The organism is Desulfuromusa ferrireducens (assembly GCF_055389805.1).
This window is the reverse complement of record NZ_AP042415.1, coordinates 2,877,367-2,901,169: the sequence shown is the minus strand read 5'-3', so window position 1 is coordinate 2,901,169 and position 23,803 is coordinate 2,877,367. Positions and strand designations below refer to the sequence as shown.

Sequence of the window (23,803 nt, the reverse complement as noted above, 5' to 3'; positions counted from 1 at the left end):
CTCCCTAAGCTCCCTTAACCCGCAACAAACCGACTTTACGCAAGGCATAACAGATACGTTTGGTCTCCAATGGGTCGAGCTGACTTTCATTAATAATCTGCGCGAGCGGCTTGCGACCGTCTATCAGGGCAAAGACATCGAGTTCGCGTGCTTTCAACTGTACCGTATCCAAAGCATCTTCATTGGTAATCAAGCGCACCAGAACCATAGTTTCATCTTTAAACTCAGTGGCCGCAAGATGGCGTTCATCGAGATGGCTCAAGCCTTCCATCAGAACATTAATCAGTGGAATCCGAACCTGAAGGTCTTGCAGATTGGCAGGCAGCTCGTCACGTTCAAGAAAAAAATTACCGCTTTTGGCTGCGATAATGGCACCGAAAGCATCTTGAGCATGCAGACGCAGAGCTTCCATCAATTGCTGTTCGTTAACCAGCCCTCTCTCCACCAACATCCGGCCGATCGGCATGGCCCTCTCACGTGCCTCGGTCACGACCCCGCGGATAGTTTCGTCATCAGCAACAAGCAAATGCTGCTTCCGCATAATATCGGTCAGAAACGGTTGTTTTGTTCCCTTGGTACTGCAAGAGGCAAAAACAAACTGCCCATCTTCAAGAAAAATCTCGCCGAAAATGTCGGCAGAAAAAATTGTCAAACGACCTGACAGCCGAGAATTATAAATAAAATTGATCACATCGGGCAGCGGCACTTCTTCAAGGGAACCGGAAAAAACGAGGCCACCCTTTTTGACCAGGCCTGCTTCACACAACATATCGGACATGACGTTGCGCATCAGCAGGGGGAAATCTTTCTGAAAATACTGTCGCAAAAGCTTATCAACCATCTCATGCAACACCCCCGGCGAAACCAGAGTGGCACCTTCGGTCGCGGCTATTGCCGGCGCTGGTTCTTCGACCACAATATCCTTGAGAACCTCTTCAAGTTTCAAGGTCAGATCATCGGGCTCAAACGGTTTGGAAAAATAATGAAGGACGCCAAATTCCTGTTCAAAAGCCTGGCCAATAGATTCCCCCTTGGAGGAGATCAGAATGAGCGGAATATCCTTCATACTTTCATCCTGCCGAACCATCCGACAGAAGGTGTGGCCATTCATGTTCGGCATAATAAAATCGACCAGAATAACAGCGGGTCTGATTTTCTTGGCCATTTCAAGGCCGACTTCTCCGTCCTCGGCAGTAAAAACACTATATCCTTGCTGAGACAGGATCAGCTCACCCAAACGTCGTACGGTCGGTGAGTCATCAATCAGAAGAACTTTAATTCCCTCTGTAGCCATGTACATATCTCCAAATGAATCGGCAACGGTTAAATGTCTTAAAGGCGAAAACGTTAGAAGTTTACCATCTGCAAATAAGTATGCATAGTTTTTAATTTGAGCAAATGCAACTGTTTAGAGGCAGGACTTATTCATATAAATTCAGAGAGTTAACAAATCCCCCAGCTAGTCATTATTAAGCACGAAATCAACAGGAACAACGACACGACTGACGACAGCAACTCCGAATGATTTTGCTGGCTTAAATTGCCAATGACGAACGGCCTTTTGAGCGGCACGATCTAAGCCTTTATAACCTGAAGAGACAACCAACTTCGTTTCACCAACACGACCATTGGCCAACACCAGGACCTCTAACTGAACCGCTCCCTGCTGCCCCCGTCGTCTGGCGATTTCTGGATATTGCGGCAAGGGGTTAAGATCATAACGTGGTATCGCCTGCAGCGACGTTTGGGAACCATGAGCTAGCTGCGGAGTTGATAGCAAGCTTGCAACCTTTTGACCCGGGGAAAATTGTCCTTCCTGTGCAGGGGTCGCTATCACAACCGTCTGATGAACAGTTTCCTTCCCCAACGGCGGCGCAAGAGGTTCCTTTTGCTTGTTCAGAAGAGCGACGGAGTCACCCGCGCCATCAGCACCAACATTCGGCTGAACAGCTAGCGACACTGCAGACTTTTGCGATTTTGACACTGGGGGGGCAGCTGGGTTCGTTCTCTTTTCATGCCTTGAGGGTTGTTGCTGAACAGGTGGATTCAACAGCGGTTTTGGAAGTTGGGGTATTTCAACCTTCTCCTTGGGCAACATTTCGGCAGAGGATACAGAGCTAGACAGTGGAGAAAGAAACTGCTTAGCGGAACGGGTCACATAATCGACTCCATGTTGCTCAGTTGCTTGCGAAGCAACCTGCCTAGGAATTTCAACCTGCAGAAAAAGAAAATGCAGAAGAAATGATAGTAAGAGAAAGATTGCCGGTCGATATATTTGCGCCAAAAGAACACCTGTCAAAAGAAGCCATCAAAAAACATAGCGTATACCAGTATCCCCATTAAAACGTATTAGCTTGTAAAGCAGAGCATATCGCTGGTAATTTACCGCGAAATGACAAGTATAGCTACTAACCCAAAATACACTGATTGGCAACCACCTGCATGACCAGATACCTTAAATACAGCGTAACCGCAGCATATTTCAGCTTCATAATGATTATGTTAAACTGCAATAGTACCTATGCCGAAGAATTGCAAGGGACACAAATAAGCAATGGTGTCCCTGTAATGCCAAAAGTTACTGTATCGGGACGCCGCATTGATCCTTTGCTAGGCACAACCTCGCTCGATGAAAAACAACTGGAGCAACTACCGAACAAAGGAACTATCACTGATTATTTGAAATTAGTCCCAGGTGTTCAGATTTCAGAACAAAGCAACGCCTCGTCCCAATCAGGAGAAATAGAGCCTGAGAACATATCGATATCAGGTGGACGTGGTTACGAAAATAATTTCCTTATTGATGGAATCAGCAATTCAAGTTCCCTCGATCCTTATGCACTCAAAATAGATGATTTTCACATACTGGCCTCAAATCCACAAGAAATCTACATAAACCCAAACCTGTTGAAGAGCTTAACAATACACGATCACAACATTTCCGCTCGCTATGGGAATTTCACCGGTGGCGTTGTTGATGCTGAGACAATAGACCCTGGAAACAAATTAGCGGGTAATTTCAGCTACAAAACGACACGTGACAACTGGACAAATTTCTACATTCATCCCGATGATGAAGAGGGTTTCCAGGGTGCTGATCGTACCACCACACAACCGCATTTTGACAAACACTACGTAAACGTTCAGTTAAGTGGCCCGATCGATGACAAACATGGATTGCTTTTTGCGTATTCAAAAAACTACTCAAGGATTCCACTTAACCCTTTCGGGGAACAAGAAATCCAAACAAGAGACTCAGACAACTATTACCTCAAGCTGGTTAGTGAATTATCAGCAGACACACTATTAAAATCCTCTCTTACATTTGCACCCTACCGAGCAAATATTTTCCTTAACCAAACTCTCAATAGTAACTTTATATATTCCAGTGAATCATATGCCGTTCAATCCAACCTTGAGACAACCACCACAGTGGGAACACTTGAGTTGAATGCCGCGATGAAGAAAAATATTGACGAACGAGCGGCTCCTGACCATTTTTTTTCCTGGAAATCAACCTTTGGCCCGACCAAGGACTGGGGGACACTGATCAACAGAAGCTCAAGCAACGAAGGAGGGTTCGGCGATTTAACAAGAAAATCTCAAGCGTTAAATTTACAAGCCCATTTGAACGCTCACCCAATTACCTTTCATAAACTTGAGACTCGAATTAATCTCGGCCTTGAATATGAATACCTTCAAGCTAAAAATATGCGACCGAACACCGTCTATGCATACCGAACGCCCATACAGCTTAATCCCGGGGATCTATGTGCCCCCAACGATCCAGCCTGTGTTGAGGGAGAGCAGTTCTTAAGCAAACGCAGTGTATACCCAGCAGGAAGCGCAAGTGAACGTGTAAACTCACTGGCATCCTACTTCGAGCTGGATGAAACCATAAGCAGGCTGACGTTCAAACCAGGTCTTCGTGTGTCTTACGATGATCTGATGAAAAACCTGAATACGGCACCACGGCTTTCCATTGCAGTGGATTTTTTTGGGAACGATAATTCTACTTTGACCTTTGGTGCCAACCGCTACTACGGCAAGAATCTGTTAGCAGCGAAACTTCGCGAAGCCATCCAGCCATTAGGAAACTCAACACGACCGGATCAATTTACTGATTGGACGGACCCAATCGAATCCACCAGTCCTGCGATAACAAAGTTTACCACCCTAAAAACACCCTATTCAGATGAACTTTCCTTTGATTTCAGACAAAAGATACTTACCAGCACCCTAACCCTCGGCTTCATTCACCGGCAGAATAAAGATCAACTCGCCAAAGAAAAAAATTCCGTCCCCAACGCTGACGGATACCGTGAAACGACCCTAAACAATAATGGCTCCAGTGAATACAGTAGCTTTCGGATTAACTGGGAAAAACAATGGCGAAAGCATTCATTAGCAATAAACGCAATTTACGAAGAAACAACCAGCAGCAATGAAAGCTACACAGATACATTAGATGAAGAGGATTTAGAAAATTTTGTTTATCACGATGGAGAGTTAAAGCTCAAAACCGATCTACCAAGAACCGACTACACTCGTCCCTGGACTGTCACTATGATCTATATGGCAGAATTACCCTATGACTTTTCTTTCGCCAACACAACCAGGTATCAAAGCCGCTATCGGGCCCTGGGTGACACGAGAAAAAATATCAGTATCGATGGCGAAACCTATGATATCTACGATGAAATCTCCAAGCACAGCGCTTTAACATTCCTGATTAGTGTCGAGCTTCAGCCAGTGAGTGACATAGCCTGACAGGCTAACTGTGTATCATCACATGGACAACACGCAAAGGAGGCGTCCATGAAGATGAATCGTATTCAGTTTCAAGCTGGCCTGAGCCTTAACCAGTTTCTAAGTCGTTACAGAACCGACGAGCAATGTGAGGCTGCGCTTGAAAAAGCTCGCTGGCCACAAGGCTTTACTTGTCCATGCTGCCAAAGCAGCAGCCATTGCAACGTCTGGCATGGCCGGGTCAAAACCTTTCAATGTAACCGCTGTCATAAGCAGGTGACCTTGACCAGCGGAACGATTTTTCACGCGACTAAGCTGCCGCTGTCCATCTGGTTTCAGGCGCTGTTCTTTTTGACGCAGACCAAAACCAGTATCTCGACACTGGAGCTTATGCGGCGGATCGGCGTCAGTTACCGCACAGCCTGGCGCCTGAAGCACAAGCTAATGCAAGTTATGCATGAGCGCGAAGACACAACAGTGCTTGCAGATCGCGTTGAAATTGACGATGCCTACCTGGGTGGTGAACGCACTGGAGGCAAGGTCGGGCGGGGTTCAGAAAACAAGTTCCCCTTTATAGCGGCTATAGAGACGAACTCCCAAGGTCACCCTAAACGAGCCGTCTTTACCCCCGTTAAAGCATTCAGTAGCGCTGAAGTAAAAGCATGGGCTCAGCAGTTTTTAAAAGCGTCCGCAACAGTCGTTTCAGATGGTCTGGCTTGTTTTCGAGCCGTTGAGGCGGCTGGTTGCACACATCAACGTGAAGTCGTCGGCACCCAGCGAAAAAGCATCGACATGGGCTGCTTTCATTGGGTCAATACGATCTTGGGCAATATCAAGACTTCTATTGATGGTAATTACCACGGTTTCAAATTCGACAAGTATGCCCATCGGTACTTGTCCGAAGTTCAGTATCGATTCAACCGGCGCTTTGATTTAGCCAGTATTCTACCGCGCCTTCTCTTTGCTGGCTGCCAGACTAGCCCAAGGACAGAGACTTGGTTGCGACTGGCTGAAGATTAGCGCTAATCAGGTTAACATTTGACTGGAAAATAAGTTGGGAAAAAGAACTTTTGGACTTTCAATCTTTAGAATTCAACGTGGAAGTCTTCAACGTCTTTAACCGAAAAGTTGAAGTCGGCACAGAAGACGATGAATACAAACTCGGCCGCCAGTACTGGGCAGGGATGACCTACAAATTCTAAAGCTACTGGTATCTTAGCACCCCGGCCAAAGACGCTGTGCCCTCCCCATTACTCACTTGTAGACTGTAGCGACCGGGAAACGCCGGTGGCGGGATAGTCACTTGCAACACTCCTGAGGACAGAACCGAAACAGCTTCAAGTTCGCGAGGCGGCGGGATGGCGGTCACTCCCATGTAACGGTTCCCCAGATAAAGAAGCTCTTTGTAGCGCTGCGGTGCACCATACAAATCTGAAATATTCACAGAACTCAACAATATTGGTGAGTGCAAGTCACTGACATCAACTGTGTGCAAACCACTATAACGACTGATGACATAAGCCCGATCCCCATCAACCCGCAAGGAAGTCACATACCCCGGCAAATTTAACGAACTAAGGATATAGGGTTCCTCAGGAGCACTAATATCAACAAGCATCAAGCCACTCTCACCGTTGGCAACGTAAGCAAGATCACCAACAACCTGAACCTGAGTTGCTGACGAGAACTGGTCAAGCGGAAAGGGCAAGGCAAGCTGGCTTAAAAAAATGAGTCCATCTTCTTTAATTCGATAAATCATCAGACCGGCACGCCCACCAGCCACGACGACCAGATCATCTTTGACAAAAAGGCCTGAAACAACAATCTCCGGCACCGTATCCAATATCTTTGGCGTATCAAGGCCCGCTAGGCGGATCAGCTTCAGTCCCGCCGCCCCCAGAGAACCAACCAGATAATTTCCGTCAACCGCAGCCAGGTGCATTTTTAGTTCTGGCCACTTGGCAACCAACTCGGGAGCTGCAGGATTTTCGAGGCTATAAACTTCAATACCGGATGTTTGACTTGCGATATACAGAAGATTTCCGGAGATTGTCATCGAGCGCGAAAGGGCCGAAGCAAAGGGCTTAAACGAAGAACTTTTTTCAGACAAACTCTTAACGAAAAATTTATCGTTGTCGTCAGCCACATACAGGTAGTCACCGTGAATCAGAAAAGCCCTAACCGCTTTGGATGTCTTTAATGTTCTTGTGACTTGGCGAGGCAAGATGGCTTGAGGGTCAACGATCTTAATTCCGAAATTCGAAACGGCAACATATAGGTATTGCCCCACAGTTGTTAACGCGCGTGAATTACCGCCCAGATGGAAAAAACTAGCCGTTTCAGGCAGAAGCTTCTCGCTATTATCAATCAGCCCCAAACCACTCTCATTATCACTGACGTAAATTCTGTCTCCGGCATAATGGAGCCTATGAGGCATACTGAAATGCGGCTGTTCAGCAACAAGTCGGGGAGATTCCGGTTCAGCAAGGCTATACTGACTCACCCGCCCCCTCTCCAATACATAAAGAGATCCATCTGCGATGCTAATTGACCTGACAGGAAGGTCAAAAGACAACTGGCCGGTGAGAAGCGGCAAGCCTGAGTCATCAATCTTATAAATATTGATACCACCAGGCCCAGAGACGTCATACAAGTAATTACCAAAGACAGCAAGGCCGAGAACTCTATGATCAGAAGAAATAACCGCAAGAGGCTGACCATCGTCAATATTATCCAGATCGTAAACAAGCAACCCACCCTTGCCGGCAGCAACATAAAGAAAATGACCGACGACCCTGCTGGCAATAGCGGCAGACCAAGTTTTGAGATTTTTCCAGTTAATAAATCCTGATTTACCCCCAATTTGAGCGATTTTCAACCCTTGCACTCCACAACTCAGGTACAAGGTGTCACCTTGGCTCTCTATGTCAATGACAGTGATATTCGATCCGATGTGGGTTGGAATCATTTTCGGTTTGAGTGGATCACTGATATCGAAAACTTTAAGTCCATTTTTGTTCACGGCAAGAATGAGTTTTTTGTCGATAATTTCCATATCATGGATAATATTATCGACTGGAAACGTTCCAACAACCGCATCCTGATTATTGACATCAAGATGCATAGTGACGCGAGTCTCGTCATCAAACCCCTCTCCCGCTAAAGACAAGGTGACCTTTTCATCCAATCGTGTCTGGCGAGGTGCAATCTTCTCGAGCGACAGTTGCAAACTCCCTCTTGCATAAGAAGCAAAATTGAAGCCCGCCCAACCGAATGCAAACAGGTACACTCCAAGGATGAGCAAAAGAATTAAAACCGGGAGATACCGCTTCATAGACAGGCCTCATCATCAACGGTCGAATTCAAAGACAGTATGGTTTCACTCTTTAGCAAGGGAAGTAACATTTGCAAAAACGCTTCCTGTTTAAACGGCTTCTCGATCACTCCGGCAACCAAAGGTCGCAAGAAATCAACATTGCCCGACGGTGGACAAAGAACAAACAGGCGCTCCTTTGTCCGCTGTTGCTGACAATAATCGTGCACTTGCGGCAAAGGAAGTGTCGACAGATCAAAAACAATGGCGGCGTAAACCACACCTGCAACTTTATTTTGTAATTGATCGAAATCACTCGCACTATCTACACAGACCGACAAATCACTGAGAGAAATCTTGATTAGTTCGCGACTCGCCACACTCCCACCGGCGAGGAGAAGTTTCGCCTTTGCAACAGACGGGGCAGAAACCACCGCAGGCTGAAGGTCGTTCGGTAATTTTTCAACCAAGTGCAGTTCATGCCAGCTCTGGCAAAGGGTTTCGTGGAGATCACTCCAACCGACCGGCAGATAAAGCTTGTGCTCCTGCTTACCCAGGTCGATGGTCTGTATACGCTTCATCAACAGAATTCGCCGCAGAGAGCTGAATTTAACTTCAGCACGAATCGCCGAATAGAGGGTCTGACCATCGGGCAATAACGCCTCAGCGGAAAAAATCACCTGCCTAAAAGGTCGCCCGTTTCGTTCCGCAGAGCCGAGTTGATACCAGGCATTTTCCACAGAAGTTGCGGCAACGGCCACAATTCCTAGATCATGTAAACGGGTCGATAACAGCTGCTGAACGGTGTCATCGACAGCGTAAATCAGCACAGGCCGCTGTCGCTGGCTTTCCGCTAACGGCATATCCGCAGCAGAAACAAAGGGCAGCTTAAAACTGACCTTGAAACTGCTGCCATGCCCGACGGAACTTTCCAGACTGATCCGCCCTTCTAGCAATTGCACCAGTTGCTGTACTATCGACAGACCCAATCCGGTTCCACCATATTTCCGCGTGTGGGTGCCATCGGCCTGATAAAAGACAGAAAAGATCTGCTGCTGCGCCTCATCAGTCATGCCGATCCCAGTGTCAATAATTTCGAGAACAAATTCGGCCACATCGGCAGAGGTAAATTGGCAATCCAGCTTTGCGGTAACTGAGCCCTCGCCGGTGAATTTAATCGCATTGCCGATCAAGTTCATAAGAATCTGCCGCATCCGCAGTTCATCACCAATCACGCGACAAGCGGCGGGTAAAGACACATCGCTGTAAAGTGCCACGCCTTTATCGGCTGCCGGTCCAGACAACAGTTCAAGAACCTCATCCACCGTTCGAGCTAGTTCAAATTCGGCCTGCGCAAGTTGCATTTTCCCGGCTTCGATCTTGGAAAAATCGAGCACATTATTGATCAGCAACAGTAGGTCTTCCCCTGATTTTTGCACTGTCGTCGCCAACATCTGCTGCTGTCCATCCATTGAGGTGCGGAACAATAGCTCGTTCATTCCAAGCACCCCGATTAATGGTGTTCGCAACTCGTGGGTGATATTAGCCAGGAACTGGGACTTTGACTCACTTGCAGCTTCGGCTTGTTGCTTGGCACGCTCCAGCACACCAACCATCTCGCGCAATTCTTCAGTTCTAACTTCGACCGTATTTTCCAGACTCTGCTGATGAGCCACTAACTCTTGACGATGCGTTTCTATCTGCTCCAACATGCGGTTAAAACCATCCACCAGCAGTCCGACTTCATCTCCACCCTCCTTTTGCGCCCGCAACGAAAAATCTTTGCTCTGCGATATGGAGCCCATGGTTTCGACAAGGCTCAGCAACGGTGCAGAAACCGGTCGCTGCAACTTGCCGGAAAGCCACCAGGATAAAAACAACAGCAACCCGATCAGCGACAAAACAACAAAAACAACCCCACTGAGTCGCCCATAGAGATCGCGCAAATCACTCATCAGGTAAATGCTGCCGACCTGTCGATCATTATGCTTGATGGGTAAAAACAGCCCCAAATGGTTCCAACTGGAGGTTATTTTCTGCTGCTCCAACGTGGCCCAAAATTTTGTTTTTGGATCGGCGAAATCAAGCGCAATATGTTTCAGTACAAATGGCGTATCTGACGGATCAAGGTATTCTGAAACCGGAGTGCCGGTCTCATCGAAAAGGTAGGCGACATGAATGTTTTTTTGCACCTGCAAGGAAGCAATGATTTGCTTGGTGGCTGCCAACTCTTTGACCATCAGCAGCTTTTTGCAACTGTCTCCCAGGGTCCTTCCCAAGGTGGACATTTCACGCTGCAGAAAAAAACGGGAAGAGTAGATTTCTTCGGCAATATAGAGACTGCTGACCAACAGGAGAATAAGCATACTGATCAACATCATCAGCACGGTCAGTTTTTTCCTGATTGATATATTACAAAAGCGTACGAACAAGGTTAACTATCTCCTGGCAAATTCTCGCCCAGACTAGCAATATTCTTTAATAAAATGAAGTAAAAGCTTGATTATCCGGCTGAATCAGCAACCTTACCTATTGAAAAAACCCCACGTCTGCATTAGAGTAGCGTCCCTTTTAAGTCGTAAGTATGAAAATGTAAAATGGAAGGAAACAATGATGACCCGGATCAATCTACCCAACGAACGCCAGGTCGGCCACCTGACACTGCACCGCCAGGACCGCAGCATCTCCATCAAGGAATATAATGCTCTGGCCAGTACGGAACGATTGGAGATGATCCGCCAGGCCCGCGGCAAACAAAAATATGACCTGCTGATCAACGCCACCGACGTGGCCGAACTCATCCCGCAATTGCATCCGCAGGAGCTCTACCTGGCGGTTAACGAACTGGGTGCCGAATATTTTGTCGAGCTGCTTGCGCTGGCCAGCACTGAACAGATCACCACCCTGCTCGATCTGGATTGCTGGGAGGGCGATGTGCTCAGCCCGACGCTGTCCCTGCTCTGGCTGCAACTGTTGCTCGAAACCGGGCCGGACAAAGTTTGCCAGCTAGCCGAGGAACTCGAACCGGAAGTTCTGGCCATCTTCTTGAAAAAACATCTGACCATCATTCGTGGTCTAGAAGCCTACGACGACGATGATGCCGAAAATGCCAAGCGGATACTCGGTGTTTACGATGTCGACTATACCAGTGAAGATGCCGCCAAAATCGTCGGTCCCTTCTTGTTGATTCTCGCTGAGCATGCTCAACAAACCTACCTGTTTCTGATGGAATTGGTCCGCAGCGAAATGGTGACAACCCTCGAAGAAGAGGTCTTTCAACAACGCAATAACCGTCTTTCCGACCTTGGTTTTGTCCCGGCCGTTGACGCCAGAGAAATCTACGCCTTTTGCGATCCTGAACACTTCACTTCTGGGGGGAAAAAAGACTTTCTCGTTGAAGCGAAAACCCTGCCAAATCCAGCGGCCCTGCTCGCCCAGGCTAATCCCGACAACCTGCTGGCAGAACTGCTGACTAACGGCTTGAGCCACGAGCTAGCCAGTGAACTCTGCCTATTGGCCAACCGCAAAATGAGCGCCGATGGAACAGATCTGGCGTCCCCTGCCGATGTCGGCAGCAGCCTGCAGGAAATCTACGATACCCTCAATTTGGCGTTAGAGCACTTGGCTGGAATCGACATCAGCAAAGCCGAGCAGGTCATTAACAGCACCTACCTGCTACATCTGTTTCAACTTGGACATAGCCTCATAACGCAAAGTCAAACGATCGCGAAACAAATTATCAGCGGACCGATCGGGCTCTTGCTTGATTATCCAGAGCAACTGTTCCTCGATGCCCTGGCCGAGCAGCCACCAGTTCTTTACCGCGAAGCATGCGCCGACAAACCGAGCGATCTGCAAGCAATCGCGACGCTAAAAGATCTCGAGCTCGTCAATTTGCGTCTGCAGCAGATCAAAGAATTGCAGCGACTGTTCAGCGAACAACTGCCCTTTGACCTTCCCGCAGACGACGATTTTGATGAAGAGGGAATCTCTCTTTCAACTCTCTTTTTGACCGCCGTTGCCAATCAGGTGCTTAGCCGCCCGTTTAAGCCGCGTCACTTGTCTGCAGAGGACCTGCTACTGCTTAAAGCTCAAACCATCAGCGACAACCAGCTTAATATTGATTTTCGCAACCAGCTTCATGCGCTGATCAAAGAACTCGACGTCGATTGTGGTTTCTTTGTTGAATTCTGCCTTGAATGTTGGCAGGAAGACCTCTGTGCCATCGACCCCGCCGAACTCGACTGCGGATATCCGCTCTGCATATTGGTAAAATACTAGCAAAATCTGAATGTTAAGGTTGCATTCTATTCCTGGAGTGCTATTTTAACCAGCGTGTTAATTGATAATATCCCTCTACCGATGCCACCTCAGGAGACTTTTATGCTGTTCAGAACGACCGTCACATTCTTGCTTGCGCTGTTACTGACAACAACCGCCTGGGCTGGTATCCAACCAGGGACCTTTACCCTGTCCCCGATGTTCGGCGGACATATCTTCGATGACGAGCAAAACCTCGAAGACTCTTCCCTCTGGTCGGTCGGCCTCGGTTTTAACCTGACTGATCGTGCCGCCCTTGAAGCCGTCTATAGCCGAACCGATGCAGACGCCGATGCCGCAGCAAGCAGCGACGCAAAGGTGCAAAGCTACCGCCTCGATGCCCTTTATCATTTCAGACCACAGCAACAACTGGTGCCCTACCTTGCCGTTGGCCTGGGTGAAATCATCATCGATCCCAACAGCGGCAGCAACAGTGAACATCTGCTCGCCAATGTCGGCGGCGGGCTCAAATTCTTTCTTAACGACTTCGTTGCCATACGCGCCGACGTCCGTTACCTGCTCGACTTTCCCGAACCGGAAGACAACTTTCTCTATTCGGCGGGCTTAGTTTTTCAACTCGGAACTCCAGATGTTGTTCCGGATCCCGTCGTTATAGCAGAACCCGTTCCGCTACTCGACAGTGACAGTGATGGGGTCATGAATGACCGGGACAAATGCGCGGAGACTCCGGCAGGGGCCAAAGTGAACAGTATTGGCTGCCCAATTGACAGCGATAGCGACGGCATCCCTGACTACCGCGACAACTGCCCAAATACGCCAACCAATGCCGCGATCGACAGCAACGGTTGCCCACTCGACACTGATGACGATGGCGTATTCGACTATCAGGATCAGTGCCCGAATACTCCAGCAGGAATTTCTGTCGACGCCGTTGGTTGCACCAGCAAGCTGACCTTACGGATCAATTTTGGTCTCGACAGCGAGCAGATCGGCCCGGACTTTGATGGTGAAATTTCCAAAGCAGCGCAATGCATCAATAATTTTCCGGGAAACACCGTCTTCATTGATGGTCACACCGATGATCTCGGCCCTGCAGCTTACAACCAAAAGCTCTCGGAACGTCGTGCCAAAGCGGTCAAAAATCGCCTGATTGAAAAGTTCGCCATCCCTGCAAACCGCCTGAGCAGTCGCGGTTTCGGCGAAACCATGCCGGTGGCTGACAATTCAACCGAAGATGGTCTGTTCCAGAACCGCCGCGTAGAAGTCGCCTGCGGAGCAACCGAATAAATATATTCGGACAAGGTTAAAACAAACGGCCGGGGAGCAAATCCCCGGCCGTTTGTTTAGTCACTGCGTAGCATAATCTCTTTAACCTGTTGCCCGCGTCGCGCTCTGCTTTGGTAAAGAAAGAGCAAAATAGTGCGCCCCGGACTGTCCGGCAATGCGAGAAAAGCAGCTGCAAAATACTGAATTTTCCCGGAACGTTTTAACTGCGCAACCTCCCGCTTAACCGTCTGTCGCACTACCCCTTGCTCGGCATCATTTAAATCAAGCGCAAAAAAAGGCGGTTCAGAACCGCTCACCACGCGTTCATTGTGGGCGTAATCACGTGCCAGCGCCTCGCGAAACTTTGCGATTTCAGTCGCATCGAACCTCTGCTGCAGATAACCATAGAGCAGCGAAAATAACTCCCGCAGAGATTTTGTTCCCTGATAGAGATTTTCCTTTCGCCAGTAGCGATCAATATCTTCCAAACAGGCAGAAAGGCGGTGAAACCTCTCGGTCAATAACGGCAGAAGGAATTGAAATCGCCCACTGTTAACCAACAGATCGAGCAAACGACCGATGCCACGCAACCGTTCGAGGTCGGCGTATGCCAAATCATCAGAACGGAGAATACTGTAGGGGGGATGAGGATCAAACTGCAGTCCGAACTCTTTTGCCTGTGAACGTAACGGCGCGCCGGGAAGCAACTTGACCGGTTCCAATTGCAGGTGTTGAGGATTCAGCTTGGCGGTCCAGTCAAGGGAGCGGAGGAACTGCTGATAACTCTCGCCCGGCAGGCCGGCGATCAGATCGAGATGCAGATGGATAGTGCCTTTTTCTCGCAAACGGCGAACATTCTCCGCCAGCTTCTCCAGCGACGCTCGGCGGCCGATTTTTTTCAAGGTCTCCGGCAGGGTTGACTGTACGCCGATCTCAAATTGAAATGTATCGGCAGGAACAGTCTCCAGTAACTGCAGGGTCTCTTCGTCCAGCAGATGAGCGCCGATCTCAAAATGAAAATGACTGCGGCGATTATTCTGCAAAATGAAGCTGAAAATCTCTCGAGCGCGTTGACTGTGGTAATTAAAGGTGCGATCGACAAATTTGATCTGCGGCACTTCGGCATCAATCAACAATTGCAAATCAGCACATATCCGCGACATGGAGAAGGAGCGCACTTTGTCATCCAAGGCACTCATGCAGAAGCTACAATCGTACGGGCAACCGCGGCTACTCTCGTAATAAACCAGGCCACGGCTCAGATCAACCAGACCAGAGGCAAAAGGCGATGGCAGCAGATCAAGCTCAGCGAGTTGACTGTTGCTATTAGCAACTGGATTTGACGGCGTACGCAAACCGGGCTGCTCAGCAGGTTCCTCGCCGGACTGCCAAGCGCTGAGCAGATGGCGCAGCGGAAGTTCCCCTTCACCGCAAATCAACGCGTCGACCGGATAACACGAAAAAAAATCAGCCGCTTCAAAAGAAACCTCCGGGCCGCCGAGAATTATTTTCAAATCCGGATTGATCCGTTTCAGACTGTCGACCAATTCTAACGTGACCATCCGATTCCACAGATAAACCGAAAAAGCGACGACATCGACCTGCTGAGCAACAATCTGCGCCAGCAGCGACTCCTTCGGCTCATGAACCGTATATTCTTGGATCAGCAGTTCTCCGCAATCGTTGCGACAAAACGCGGCCAAAGACGGCAGGGCCAGACTGGCGTGGATATATTTACTGTGCAGGGTGGTTAAAAGTGTTCGCATACCGGGGAGGATAGCTTAAATAACTGTCGGGATTCAAGGATCAAGACACCTGCCCTTGCCCTAGTCCCTTTATCCGCAATCCCAACTTGTGCTATGCTCCGCCGCCATAGAAAAGGAATCTACCCATGAGTGATAAAAAAACTATCCTTGCAGTTGTTGCTGACGAGAGCGGCGAGGTCTTTGAACACCCTGAGCTGTTGATGGCGGGAATGAACGGTATGACTGTCCGCCGGCCGGAAATGGATGAATTGATCCCGCTGCCAGAAGGTAGTCGCCTGTTCACCATTCCGGGAACTCCACCGATCGGCTTTGATCGCGACAGCGGGAAACAAATAACCGCCGAGCGGCTGCCGGAAGAATGGGGCGGCGGCGCGATGCAAGCCGTCTCGGCCTTTGTCTCCCCGGCATTTACCCGCACCCTGCTGCCCGCCGCCGATTACCAGAAAAAAAAGGTCGAGCTGACCCTCTGGTCCTATACTGCCGTAGGCTGGTGTGTCGAGGAGGAACGCTTTTACGTTGCGGCAGTGCGCGTTGATCGCAATCAACAGTGGCAGGCGGAACATTTTGACGACCGGCAACTGGAGCCACTGGTGCGCGAGCGGGTCGCGGCCTATCCGCAGAATCGGCTGATTGAGCAACTTTCCCGCTGCGCTCTCGACTACCACTGCTTCGCGGCGAAGAATCTCTTTTTCGGTCGCTGGGAAGCGCCCCTGCCCAGTTCGCCGACCTGTAATGCCCGGTGCGTCGGTTGTATTTCCAAGCAGGAAGCGCCGGACTGCTGCCCATCCAGCCAGGATCGCTTGACCTTTGTCCCGACCGTACAGGAACTCTGCGAGGTCGCTGTACCGCACTTGAAAACAGCAGATAATGCCATCGTCTCTTTTGGTCAGGGCTGCGAGGGTGATCCAATCCTGCAAGCCGACACTATCTGCAGCGCGGTCAGAGAGATGCGCCAGCAAACCGAGCGCGGCACCATCAATTTCAACTCGAACGCCTCGATTCCGGCAGCGATAGACCAACTCACTGAGGCTGGCATCGATTCAATCCGTGTCTCACTCAATTCGGTACAGGGCAAATTTTACACCCCCTACTATCGACCACAGGGATACAAGTTTGCAGATGTGATCGAATCGATCCACCGGGCGAAGAAAAATGGCTTATACACCATGCTCAACTATCTGGTGTTCCCCGGAATCACTGATCGCGAAGATGAAATAGACAAGCTGCTGGAGTTGCTCAACTCAACCGGCGTCGACATGATCCAGATGCGCAACCTGAGTATCGATCCACTGCTTTACTGGAACGCCATGGGCGCTAGCGGACAAGGAATTGGTATGAAGAAAATGCTCGACCGGATAAAAACCGCCTGTCCGCAAATTCAATTCGGCTATTTCAATCGAACCAAGGATAATTTTTATCCAGCGGGGTTTGAAAGCGACTGGCCATTACCGGCAAAGCTGTGACTCAAACGTAAAATTGCATAAGAAAGGCGGCCTTAACACAGGTCGCCTTTTTTTATTCGGTGAGATGATCCAACCGACATTAGGAGTAGGAGAACATTACTGCTGACAGGAACAATTTGTCCTGTTCACTGTTTCCGGGACTATCCTGCAATAGCTGGAGTGCTTCAGGGGAGCCCGAATTTACCAGAACTGCCAGTTGCTGGTCTGCAGAACATAAATCCCCAGCACCAAGTTGGTGACGGCATGCGCCAGGATGCACTGATTGATACTTTTGGTCCAGTACAGCAGCAGGCTGTAAGCGACTCCAGCCATGATGCCCGCGAGAACCAGATTATGCTCAAGCCCGAACAGAACCGAACCGATGGCAAACGACGCCAGCGTGTAGGTGCCGATACGCACAGCGATAAAGTTTGAATCGATGATGTAACGCAGCAAAAAGGAACGCCAGAAGAGCTCTTCCATAATTGGCACCACCAATGCCGCACCAAAGATACGAAAAAAAATGAGACTTGCTCGAATGCTACCATCGTCAATCAGGGTGGGATCGAAGCCTTTACTCGTTCCGAAGGTGGCAAAGTCCCAATCCATATTGATCCAGAGGATGAAAACCAGTAGTCCGAGCAGAACACTGCCGCCCGTATGGGCGAGGTTTTTGAAATCGGCCCAACGCAACTCTTTGTAACGACGCAGGAAAAATAGCAGAAGTGCCGCAACCAGAACGGCCTTGAGCGGATAGAGATAGAGCAGTTGTTGCGCGGATAGGTTTAATATGCCTTGCTCGGCAGCCCACTGAAAGCCCTGCTGCAGACCGATAAAACCCATAAACACAGCAAACGGTATTATTCGTACCCAACCTTCCCTGCCCATCGACCCCTCCCTCTTGAAAAAAAAGCCCCATTACATTTAAGTGCAGCACAACTTAACAAACAGCCTAATTCTGCAACCACCAGTCATCGACCATTGCCGTTGCTTCAATCATAAATGCAGAAAAATCATTTCCCAGTGGAACTCGGCAACGTTCCAACTCGTCAATCCCCTGCGCCAGCGGAAACTTGTTCTTTAGGCGTTTTTCCAACCGCTGTAAAACCCGCAACACAACCTCGCTATCCTGATACGAAGTTAACCAATCATGCTCAATCATATGCGGTAATTGCTGTTGCAACAATTCTGGTAGCAGCCCATGGCTGGCCTGCAAACCACGATAGACATCCTGAGCAAATTCGGCGAGTGGCTGAGACGAATACTGAGACCAGTTGCGCGCCAGAAAGTGGTCATAAAAGACATCGACCAGGATGCTGCGGGCATAACGGAATCGGGGATCCAAGCGCCGCCGGCTCTGCTGAAAAACGGGATTCTGCTGGGTATAGGAATCAATGCGACGATGTAACCGTAAATACCTGCTTAACTCGACAGGCAGATCCGCGGGAACCGGTCCTTTAACAAAGTCTCCCATCAGGGAGCCGGACCAAGCCAAAGGCGTTGGGGCCGAAAAATAGAGATGAGCCAAGTAGTTCACGAGACAATAACACCAGAAAAATAGTTATATTTCGCCCTCAAGCTTAGAAAGCAAACTTCTAATTTCTTCGCTAGCACATCGATTATCATTGCCAGCGGCCAATAATTGCCGAAAAAAATCGAGCATAATTTCTCGCTGCCCGGCACGGACAAACCGTTTGGTTAATTCCTCAACCTGATGGTGGGCATCTTCTTGATTTTCAACCAACTGCCAGAACAATTCAGACGCCTGTGCCCAGTCCCGACGATCACAGTACAAGCGGATCAATCCGGTAACGGCAAAAGGATCATCGCCCAACTCGATCGCTTTGCGATAAGAAACTTCCGCGTCAGCGACGTTGCCTAGATTAATATAGGCATCTCCCATTCGCGTAAAAAGAGCCTGGGTTCCTTCATTGTGCTGTAAAATTTCCTGCCAGGTTTCTATCGCCTTAGCATATTGATGGTGCCAGCGGAAACAGTTTCCAAGCCCATACAGGGCATAAGGATTATGCGGATCAACAGCCAGGGCGCGGCGGAAATAACGTTCCGCTTTATCAAACGCGTTGATGCGCCAGCAGAGCTTGCCGATAATGGTCAATATATGTAATTCATTGGCATCAAACTGTAAGACTTTTTCGTAATATTCGATGGCCTCTTCGTCCTTGCCAATTCGATGCTGCAAGTCAGCCATTCCGGTCAAAGCAAAGCGATCGCTCGGGTCTTGTTTGAGGATTTGCAGATAGGCTTCTCCCGCCTTTTCAAATTGCAGCAGCGCCTTGCAACTGTCGGCAATCCGTGTCATCACATGTTTGTCTCGAGGACGAAGCGACAGATAGGTTTTCCAGAAACGGATCGCTTCTTGATGGCGCGCCAATTTCTTACAAACATCCCCCAGACCACGCAGGGCAAACAGGTTACGACTATCGATCTCCAGGAGGTGCCGATAACACCGCTCGGCCTCGATATACTCGCCGGATTCGCGACAGGCATCGCCCATCCCGGACAACAAATAGGGGTTATCCGGTTCCCGCTGCAGCCCCTGGCCGAACAATTCCTGGGCCTCGTTGAAACGTCGTGCGCGAAATTTTTGCCGCGCCCGTTTAGAAAGTTCGATAACCGAAAGCTGACGCTTCTCCCCCCTCTGTCCCACACCACTGTTCCCTGAGTTTTCCACACTGTCTCCTGACTTATCCATTTTGGTACCGCTTTAATAATGATTGATAAAATTCTCTACGGCACCAGTTTTCCAGAGCTACCATCGCAGCAAGGGGCTGGCGAAAATCATGCTCGCCAGTGGCAAAAACCCCATGACCATAAACAACAGCAATCCCGGCGTCAATCACTGGCGGGACATTACGCGCAATCCCACCGGCTCCGACCTCCCCAGCAACCACCGGGACTGAGTTTAAGTATCTGATTTTATCACAATTTTTCCAACAATCTGTAATATTACATTCTGTCTCATGACACAAGAGACTAAGAACGACTGAAAACTTAGGATGACCGTGCAGAATGGTTCGTGCGCCACTCCGCTCAAAAATAGCCCGATGGGCGATCAATTCACTCGAAGCGGTAATTCCTGCCGTACTCGAATTGTCATTCGGCACAAGATCGATGCAACCCGGCAGCTCATCGAGACTGGCCCCAGTCTGCGAGATATACAAACTATTTTCTTGCCGGCAGGAGATGTTACCGAAAAAAGAATCGACCAGTTTAAGTTCAACCGTCCGCTTGCCAACCTGATCCATCGCTTGCAGAATGGCACTTTTGCCTTCCAGCGGCGCGCTGATCAGATCGTCACTGCGGTCGGGAATTTCACTATCGAGCTGCCGCCAAAGGGGCTGCAGCTGATCCATTTCGGCAGCACTCGGAGGTTGCGGATCGGTCAACAACATCAACAGCAACTTGACAAACAGGGCATGATAAACCGAGGAATAGTTGATATAGGCCTGTTCGACAGTGACACTACCGGTCGCCAGGATCCCGACCCCTTCAACCAGAATACCCTTGCGCTGACCGAGCAATTCAACCAGTCGCTGTGGATTCTCAACCGAAAACTCATCCAGCCTGACAATCGGGATATCGTGCAGAAATGTTCTGGTTTCAGTATCTTGCGGAATAACTGAATCAGCGGAGGCCGGCATTCGTCCGAGCAACAGATCAACCAACGGCAACGGCGGAGCCGCCAGGACCAGCGAGATAACGTTGAGACGCTCAATCACCGCCTGCCCAAGCGGCAGTAGGGGTTCTGCTCCCCGGCAGAGCAGGTTTTCATCCTTGGCCAGGATAGCCATCCGCGAGATATCGGCACTGCCATCCTTCGCCAGTTTACCGACAAACCTTTCAAGCTGGCGGATCATGGCTGTTGCACCAGAAAGTTCTTCTCCTGGAACTGCCCCTGATCGTCCAAACCGCGAATCCGATAATACTTCTGCAACTCTTCGACAAACCGCGACCGATCGATCGGTGGCACCTCGATACCGTCACCACTGCTACCCGCTTCGGTAAAAAAGCGCTCCGGCAACAGGTCATCGGCGGCACTGAAGCCGTTATCCAGATTGTAATATCGCTCGGTCAGATAGATACGCTCGCCGATTTCTTTCAACGCCTGGGGTGAATAATCGACCCCGGTGGTTGCCGCAATCAATTCTGCGTACTCTTCGAGGCTGGCACCAAAAAAGGAAAATTTACAAGCAACCAACGAATCAATCGCGGCGTTGCAATCCTCGGCAATCTTTATCATCCGCGCCTTGCCTGCGAAATCGAAGCGATCAGTCGGTACCGGCTTGCGCAGGATTTCGTGAGAAATCGGATAGGCGCGCAAGTGGCAGCCGCCCCGATTACTGGTACAGTAAGCCAGCGCCATGCCGTAGGCACCACGCGGATCGTAAGCCGGCAGCTCCAAGCCCTTGACACCCATGCTCAGTTGCGGCTGTCCGAGCTGTTGTGTCAGCCGCTGCGAACCTTCGGCCAACAGTTCACCTTCCCCTTGGCGAAGAGCAATCTGCTCTAACATTTGACCAATATTTTCGACACGCGGAAACTCACCACGAATCTCCCCCCAAGCGGACAACGTTGCTGCAGCAGAAATAGTATCCATGCCGAGCTGGTTGCAGAGGTTGTTGGAATTGACGATCGAACGTAGATCCTTGATGCCGTTGAGTGCCCCGAAATGATTGACGGTTTCATATTCCGGCAGCGGTGTCCCATCCTGCGTACTCTTTTTGCACTGAATCGGACAGCCGTAGCAGCCATGATTTTTCGGCTGATATTCCTTACGGATCGCCGGACCGGAATACTGATCGGCGGCTGCGAAATGGGTTTTACGGAAGTTCTCCGTCGGCGCCATACGGCGCTGCGCCATCAGGTCGACCAATGCGGGGGTTCCGTACTGCGCAATTCCCAGGTCACCAAAAATCACCGGTGAGGCATTGAACAGGCGCAGCACATCTTTACGCGCTACATCAAAGCGATCCCGGTCCGCCAACGCGACCTTACAATCGCCGTCTACGGCAATCGCCTTGAGCTGCTTCGCCCCCATCACCGCACCGAGGCCACCACGTCCGACGGAATTGCCCTCGCCCATCATGATATTGGCGAAAAGTACGCGGTTTTCGCCGGCCGGACCGATCGCTGCTACGCTGCCATACTCAGATAGTGCCTTGACCGTTGCGCCGACATTCTGTCCCCAGAGATTGTCGGCCGGCAGCAAACGAGCACCTTGTGTATCAATCTGCAGCACAACCGGAGCGGAACTTTGTCCGAAAATTTTCAACGCATCAAATCCGGCAGCCTTCAAACGCCAGGCAAAGCGCCCGCCTGCCGAACAATCGTAGATGGTCCCGGTTAAAGGAGAACGGGAAACAACCGCTAAACGCGCTGCGGTTGGAGCAGGCGTTCCACAGAGAGGCCCAGCAGCAAAGATCAAGGGGATATCGGCAGAAAAAGGATCGAGCTGGTAGTAATCACGCATCAAGCGAACGCCGAGACCGCGGCCACCAAGGTAGGAATGTAATAATTCGCTCGGAATCGTTTCTACCCAGATGCGGGCGGCAGTTAAATCAACATTGAGCAGTCGGCCATGCCAACCATTCATTGCGCCGACTCCAGCACCGGAACTCCGTCTGGAATCTCAACTTTCGCAACCTGCTCGACTTGACGACTCTCTTCGAAGCGCGCGATAAAGGGCACCGCCAACGCTTTAAATTCTGCAATCTGCGCCTTGGAAACGGCCTTCGCCGCCGGAACTTTGACCCGGTACGGATTGACCGGAGCACCATTTTTTCGCATCCGGAAACACAGGTGTGGCCCGGTTGCCAATCCGGTGCTACCGACATAGCCGATGACCTGCCCCTGATTGATCCGCTTACCGCGCGACATTTTGCGCGCAAAACCCTTCATATGCAGATAGAGGGTCGAATAACCGTTACTGTGACGCACCTCAATAAAGTTACCGTTGCCCTTGGTGTAACCAATCCGCTTAATGGTGCCATCACCGACGGTTTTAATCGGGGTTCCGGGAGGAGCCGCGTAATCGATGGCCGGATGTGCCTTCCAGGTTTTAGTCACCGGGTGAAAGCGCTTCATGGTGAAACCGGAGGAGATACGCGTAAAGGAAAGTGGCGCGCGTAAAAAAGCCTTGCGCACGTTATCGCCATTTTCATCATAATAGGACGGGCGCAGCTCGCCATCCTGATAGCGGAAGGCACGAAAGACCTTCTTCCGATTGATAAACTCAGCAGCCAGAACATTACCGTACCCAGCTGGTTCGCCCTCGCGAAACCGTTTTTCGACCAGTGCCTGAAAGGTGTCGCCGACGCGCAAATCAAGAATAAAATCGACATCCCAGGCAAAAATATCGGCCAGGGCGATGGCCAATTTCGAATTTTCACCGGCCTCATTTACGGCGTCAAACAAGCTGGTTTTGATCACCCCCTGCACCAACTCGGTTTCGACATCATAAATAATCGGCACCCGTTCCATCTGGGTTTCATCTGCCTCACGGCTGATGATCAGCTGCTCTTCATCATCGATTTCATAGATAAACCGGTCGAAGTAGCCATCGGTGGTGCAGAGACGATACGGCTGACCGGCACAAATTTTGGTAAAAGGAAAGACCTTGCGGCTCTGCAGATTCAGTTCATGAATTTCCTGCGGCGAAAAATAATCACCGAGTAAGGCGGAAATCGTTTCTCCGGACTGAATCAGGTTATTAACTTCACGCCGAACCGGTTGTGGCGGTTCGGGCGGTGCCGGCGGAGTCGCGGGTGCTGGAGCAGCTGAAATTTCCAGCGGCTCGCTGCGCGCTTGCAAGTCCGGACTGGAACCGCTGCCGAACAAAATCACACCGACCACAACCGCGATCAGTAATCCAGCGGCAAAGGTCAATGAACGACGGCTCGGGCGACGGGAACGGGCAAAGGTGAAGTTTTTGCGGGGCGGTTGAAAATCTTGATTCAAACTCATCG

16 protein-coding genes are annotated in these 23,803 nt (G+C 50.0%); 5 read left to right on the top strand and 11 right to left on the bottom strand.

Features of this window, described 5'->3' with window-relative positions:
* Positions 1–4: 4 nt before the first annotated feature.
* Both ACZ5PT_RS12985 and ACZ5PT_RS12980 read right to left on the bottom strand, forming a co-directional pair.
* The gene (locus ACZ5PT_RS12985; protein ID WP_464263460.1) at positions 5–1,294 is read right to left on the bottom strand and encodes a DUF4388 domain-containing protein; all 1,290 of its coding nucleotides are present in this window, start codon (positions 1,292–1,294) and stop codon (positions 5–7) included.
* Between the two features lie 165 nt (positions 1,295–1,459).
* Positions 1,460–2,284: an energy transducer TonB gene (locus ACZ5PT_RS12980; RefSeq protein ID WP_464263459.1), complete on the bottom strand. Its 825-nt coding sequence runs from the start codon at positions 2,282–2,284 to the stop codon at positions 1,460–1,462.
* A 284-nt stretch (positions 2,285–2,568) separates the two neighbouring features.
* Between ACZ5PT_RS12980 and ACZ5PT_RS12975 the strand changes: the two genes are divergently transcribed.
* Together ACZ5PT_RS12975 and ACZ5PT_RS12970 are read left to right on the top strand one after the other, a co-directional pair.
* Complete coding sequence (locus ACZ5PT_RS12975; RefSeq protein WP_464263458.1) at positions 2,569–4,770, top strand: TonB-dependent receptor plug domain-containing protein; 2,202 nt, start codon at positions 2,569–2,571, stop codon at positions 4,768–4,770.
* Positions 4,771–4,818: 48 nt separating this feature from the next.
* The gene (locus tag ACZ5PT_RS12970; protein WP_464263457.1) at positions 4,819–5,769 is read left to right on the top strand and encodes an IS1595 family transposase; all 951 of its coding nucleotides are present in this window, start codon (positions 4,819–4,821) and stop codon (positions 5,767–5,769) included.
* Positions 5,770–5,953: 184 nt separating this feature from the next.
* Here the strand turns inward: ACZ5PT_RS12970 and ACZ5PT_RS12965 are convergent, their stop codons facing one another.
* Positions 5,954–8,083, bottom strand: a complete 2,130-nt coding sequence (locus ACZ5PT_RS12965; RefSeq protein WP_464263456.1) for an LVIVD repeat-containing protein — start codon at positions 8,081–8,083, stop codon at positions 5,954–5,956.
* Positions 8,080–10,494, bottom strand: coding sequence for an ATP-binding protein (locus tag ACZ5PT_RS12960; RefSeq protein ID WP_464263455.1), 2,415 nt, complete (start codon positions 10,492–10,494; stop codon positions 8,080–8,082). The genes ACZ5PT_RS12965 and ACZ5PT_RS12960 overlap by 4 nt, the downstream gene beginning before the upstream one ends.
* A 178-nt stretch (positions 10,495–10,672) precedes the next feature.
* On the opposite strand from ACZ5PT_RS12960, the gene ACZ5PT_RS12955 reads away from it, so the two are divergent.
* A complete protein-coding gene (locus tag ACZ5PT_RS12955) occupies positions 10,673–12,343 on the top strand; it encodes a DUF6178 family protein (RefSeq protein WP_464263454.1) in 1,671 nt (556 codons plus the stop codon).
* A 102-nt stretch (positions 12,344–12,445) separates the two neighbouring features.
* Complete coding sequence (locus ACZ5PT_RS12950; protein ID WP_464263453.1) at positions 12,446–13,630, top strand: OmpA family protein; 1,185 nt, start codon at positions 12,446–12,448, stop codon at positions 13,628–13,630.
* A gap of 56 nt (positions 13,631–13,686) precedes the next feature.
* On the opposite strand, the gene ACZ5PT_RS12945 is transcribed toward ACZ5PT_RS12950, so the two are convergent.
* Entirely contained in the window at positions 13,687–15,375 is a 1,689-nt protein-coding gene (locus ACZ5PT_RS12945; RefSeq protein WP_464263452.1) for a B12-binding domain-containing radical SAM protein, read from the bottom strand.
* 125 nt (positions 15,376–15,500) lie between these two features.
* Here ACZ5PT_RS12945 and ACZ5PT_RS12940 point away from each other — a divergent pair, with 125 nt between their 5' ends.
* Positions 15,501–16,838: a radical SAM family protein gene (locus ACZ5PT_RS12940; RefSeq protein ID WP_464263451.1), complete on the top strand. Its 1,338-nt coding sequence runs from the start codon at positions 15,501–15,503 to the stop codon at positions 16,836–16,838.
* Positions 16,839–17,018: 180 nt separating this feature from the next.
* Here the strand turns inward: ACZ5PT_RS12940 and ACZ5PT_RS12935 are convergent, their stop codons facing one another.
* The 6 genes from ACZ5PT_RS12935 to ACZ5PT_RS12910 form a co-directional block, all read right to left on the bottom strand.
* Complete coding sequence (locus ACZ5PT_RS12935; protein ID WP_464263450.1) at positions 17,019–17,705, bottom strand: CAAX prenyl protease-related protein; 687 nt, start codon at positions 17,703–17,705, stop codon at positions 17,019–17,021.
* 64 nt (positions 17,706–17,769) lie between these two features.
* Positions 17,770–18,354, bottom strand: coding sequence for an acyl carrier protein phosphodiesterase (locus ACZ5PT_RS12930; protein WP_464263449.1), 585 nt, complete (start codon positions 18,352–18,354; stop codon positions 17,770–17,772).
* A 24-nt stretch (positions 18,355–18,378) separates the two neighbouring features.
* Entirely contained in the window at positions 18,379–19,509 is a 1,131-nt protein-coding gene (locus ACZ5PT_RS12925; RefSeq protein WP_464263448.1) for a tetratricopeptide repeat protein, read from the bottom strand.
* Between the two features lie 13 nt (positions 19,510–19,522).
* Positions 19,523–20,695, bottom strand: a complete 1,173-nt coding sequence (locus tag ACZ5PT_RS12920) for a class II aldolase/adducin family protein (protein WP_464263447.1) — start codon at positions 20,693–20,695, stop codon at positions 19,523–19,525.
* A complete protein-coding gene (locus tag ACZ5PT_RS12915) occupies positions 20,692–22,431 on the bottom strand; it encodes an aldehyde ferredoxin oxidoreductase family protein (RefSeq protein WP_464263446.1) in 1,740 nt (579 codons plus the stop codon). The genes ACZ5PT_RS12920 and ACZ5PT_RS12915 overlap by 4 nt, the downstream gene beginning before the upstream one ends.
* Complete coding sequence (locus ACZ5PT_RS12910; protein WP_464263445.1) at positions 22,428–23,801, bottom strand: peptidoglycan DD-metalloendopeptidase family protein; 1,374 nt, start codon at positions 23,799–23,801, stop codon at positions 22,428–22,430. Before ACZ5PT_RS12910 ends, ACZ5PT_RS12915 begins: the two co-directional genes overlap by 4 nt.
* Positions 23,802–23,803 lie beyond the last annotated feature (2 nt).

Bases quoted from the DNA above. Each gene is read 5' to 3' on its own strand.
- ACZ5PT_RS12985 (WP_464263460.1), bottom strand. From the start codon at position 1,294: ATGGCTACAGAGGGAATTAAAGTTCTTCTGATTGATGACTCACCGACC.
- ACZ5PT_RS12975 (WP_464263458.1), top strand. From the start codon at position 2,569: ATGCCAAAAGTTACTGTATCGGGACGCCGCATTGATCCTTTGCTAGGC.
- ACZ5PT_RS12970 (WP_464263457.1), top strand. From the start codon at position 4,819: ATGAAGATGAATCGTATTCAGTTTCAAGCTGGCCTGAGCCTTAACCAG.
- ACZ5PT_RS12965 (WP_464263456.1), bottom strand. From the start codon at position 8,083: ATGAAGCGGTATCTCCCGGTTTTAATTCTTTTGCTCATCCTTGGAGTG.
- ACZ5PT_RS12955 (WP_464263454.1), top strand. From the start codon at position 10,673: ATGATGACCCGGATCAATCTACCCAACGAACGCCAGGTCGGCCACCTG.
- ACZ5PT_RS12950 (WP_464263453.1), top strand. From the start codon at position 12,446: ATGCTGTTCAGAACGACCGTCACATTCTTGCTTGCGCTGTTACTGACA.
- ACZ5PT_RS12945 (WP_464263452.1), bottom strand. From the start codon at position 15,375: ATGCGAACACTTTTAACCACCCTGCACAGTAAATATATCCACGCCAGT.
- ACZ5PT_RS12940 (WP_464263451.1), top strand. From the start codon at position 15,501: ATGAGTGATAAAAAAACTATCCTTGCAGTTGTTGCTGACGAGAGCGGC.
- ACZ5PT_RS12935 (WP_464263450.1), bottom strand. From the start codon at position 17,705: ATGGGCAGGGAAGGTTGGGTACGAATAATACCGTTTGCTGTGTTTATG.
- ACZ5PT_RS12920 (WP_464263447.1), bottom strand. From the start codon at position 20,695: ATGATCCGCCAGCTTGAAAGGTTTGTCGGTAAACTGGCGAAGGATGGC.
- ACZ5PT_RS12915 (WP_464263446.1), bottom strand. From the start codon at position 22,431: ATGAATGGTTGGCATGGCCGACTGCTCAATGTTGATTTAACTGCCGCC.
- ACZ5PT_RS12910 (WP_464263445.1), bottom strand. From the start codon at position 23,801: ATGAGTTTGAATCAAGATTTTCAACCGCCCCGCAAAAACTTCACCTTT.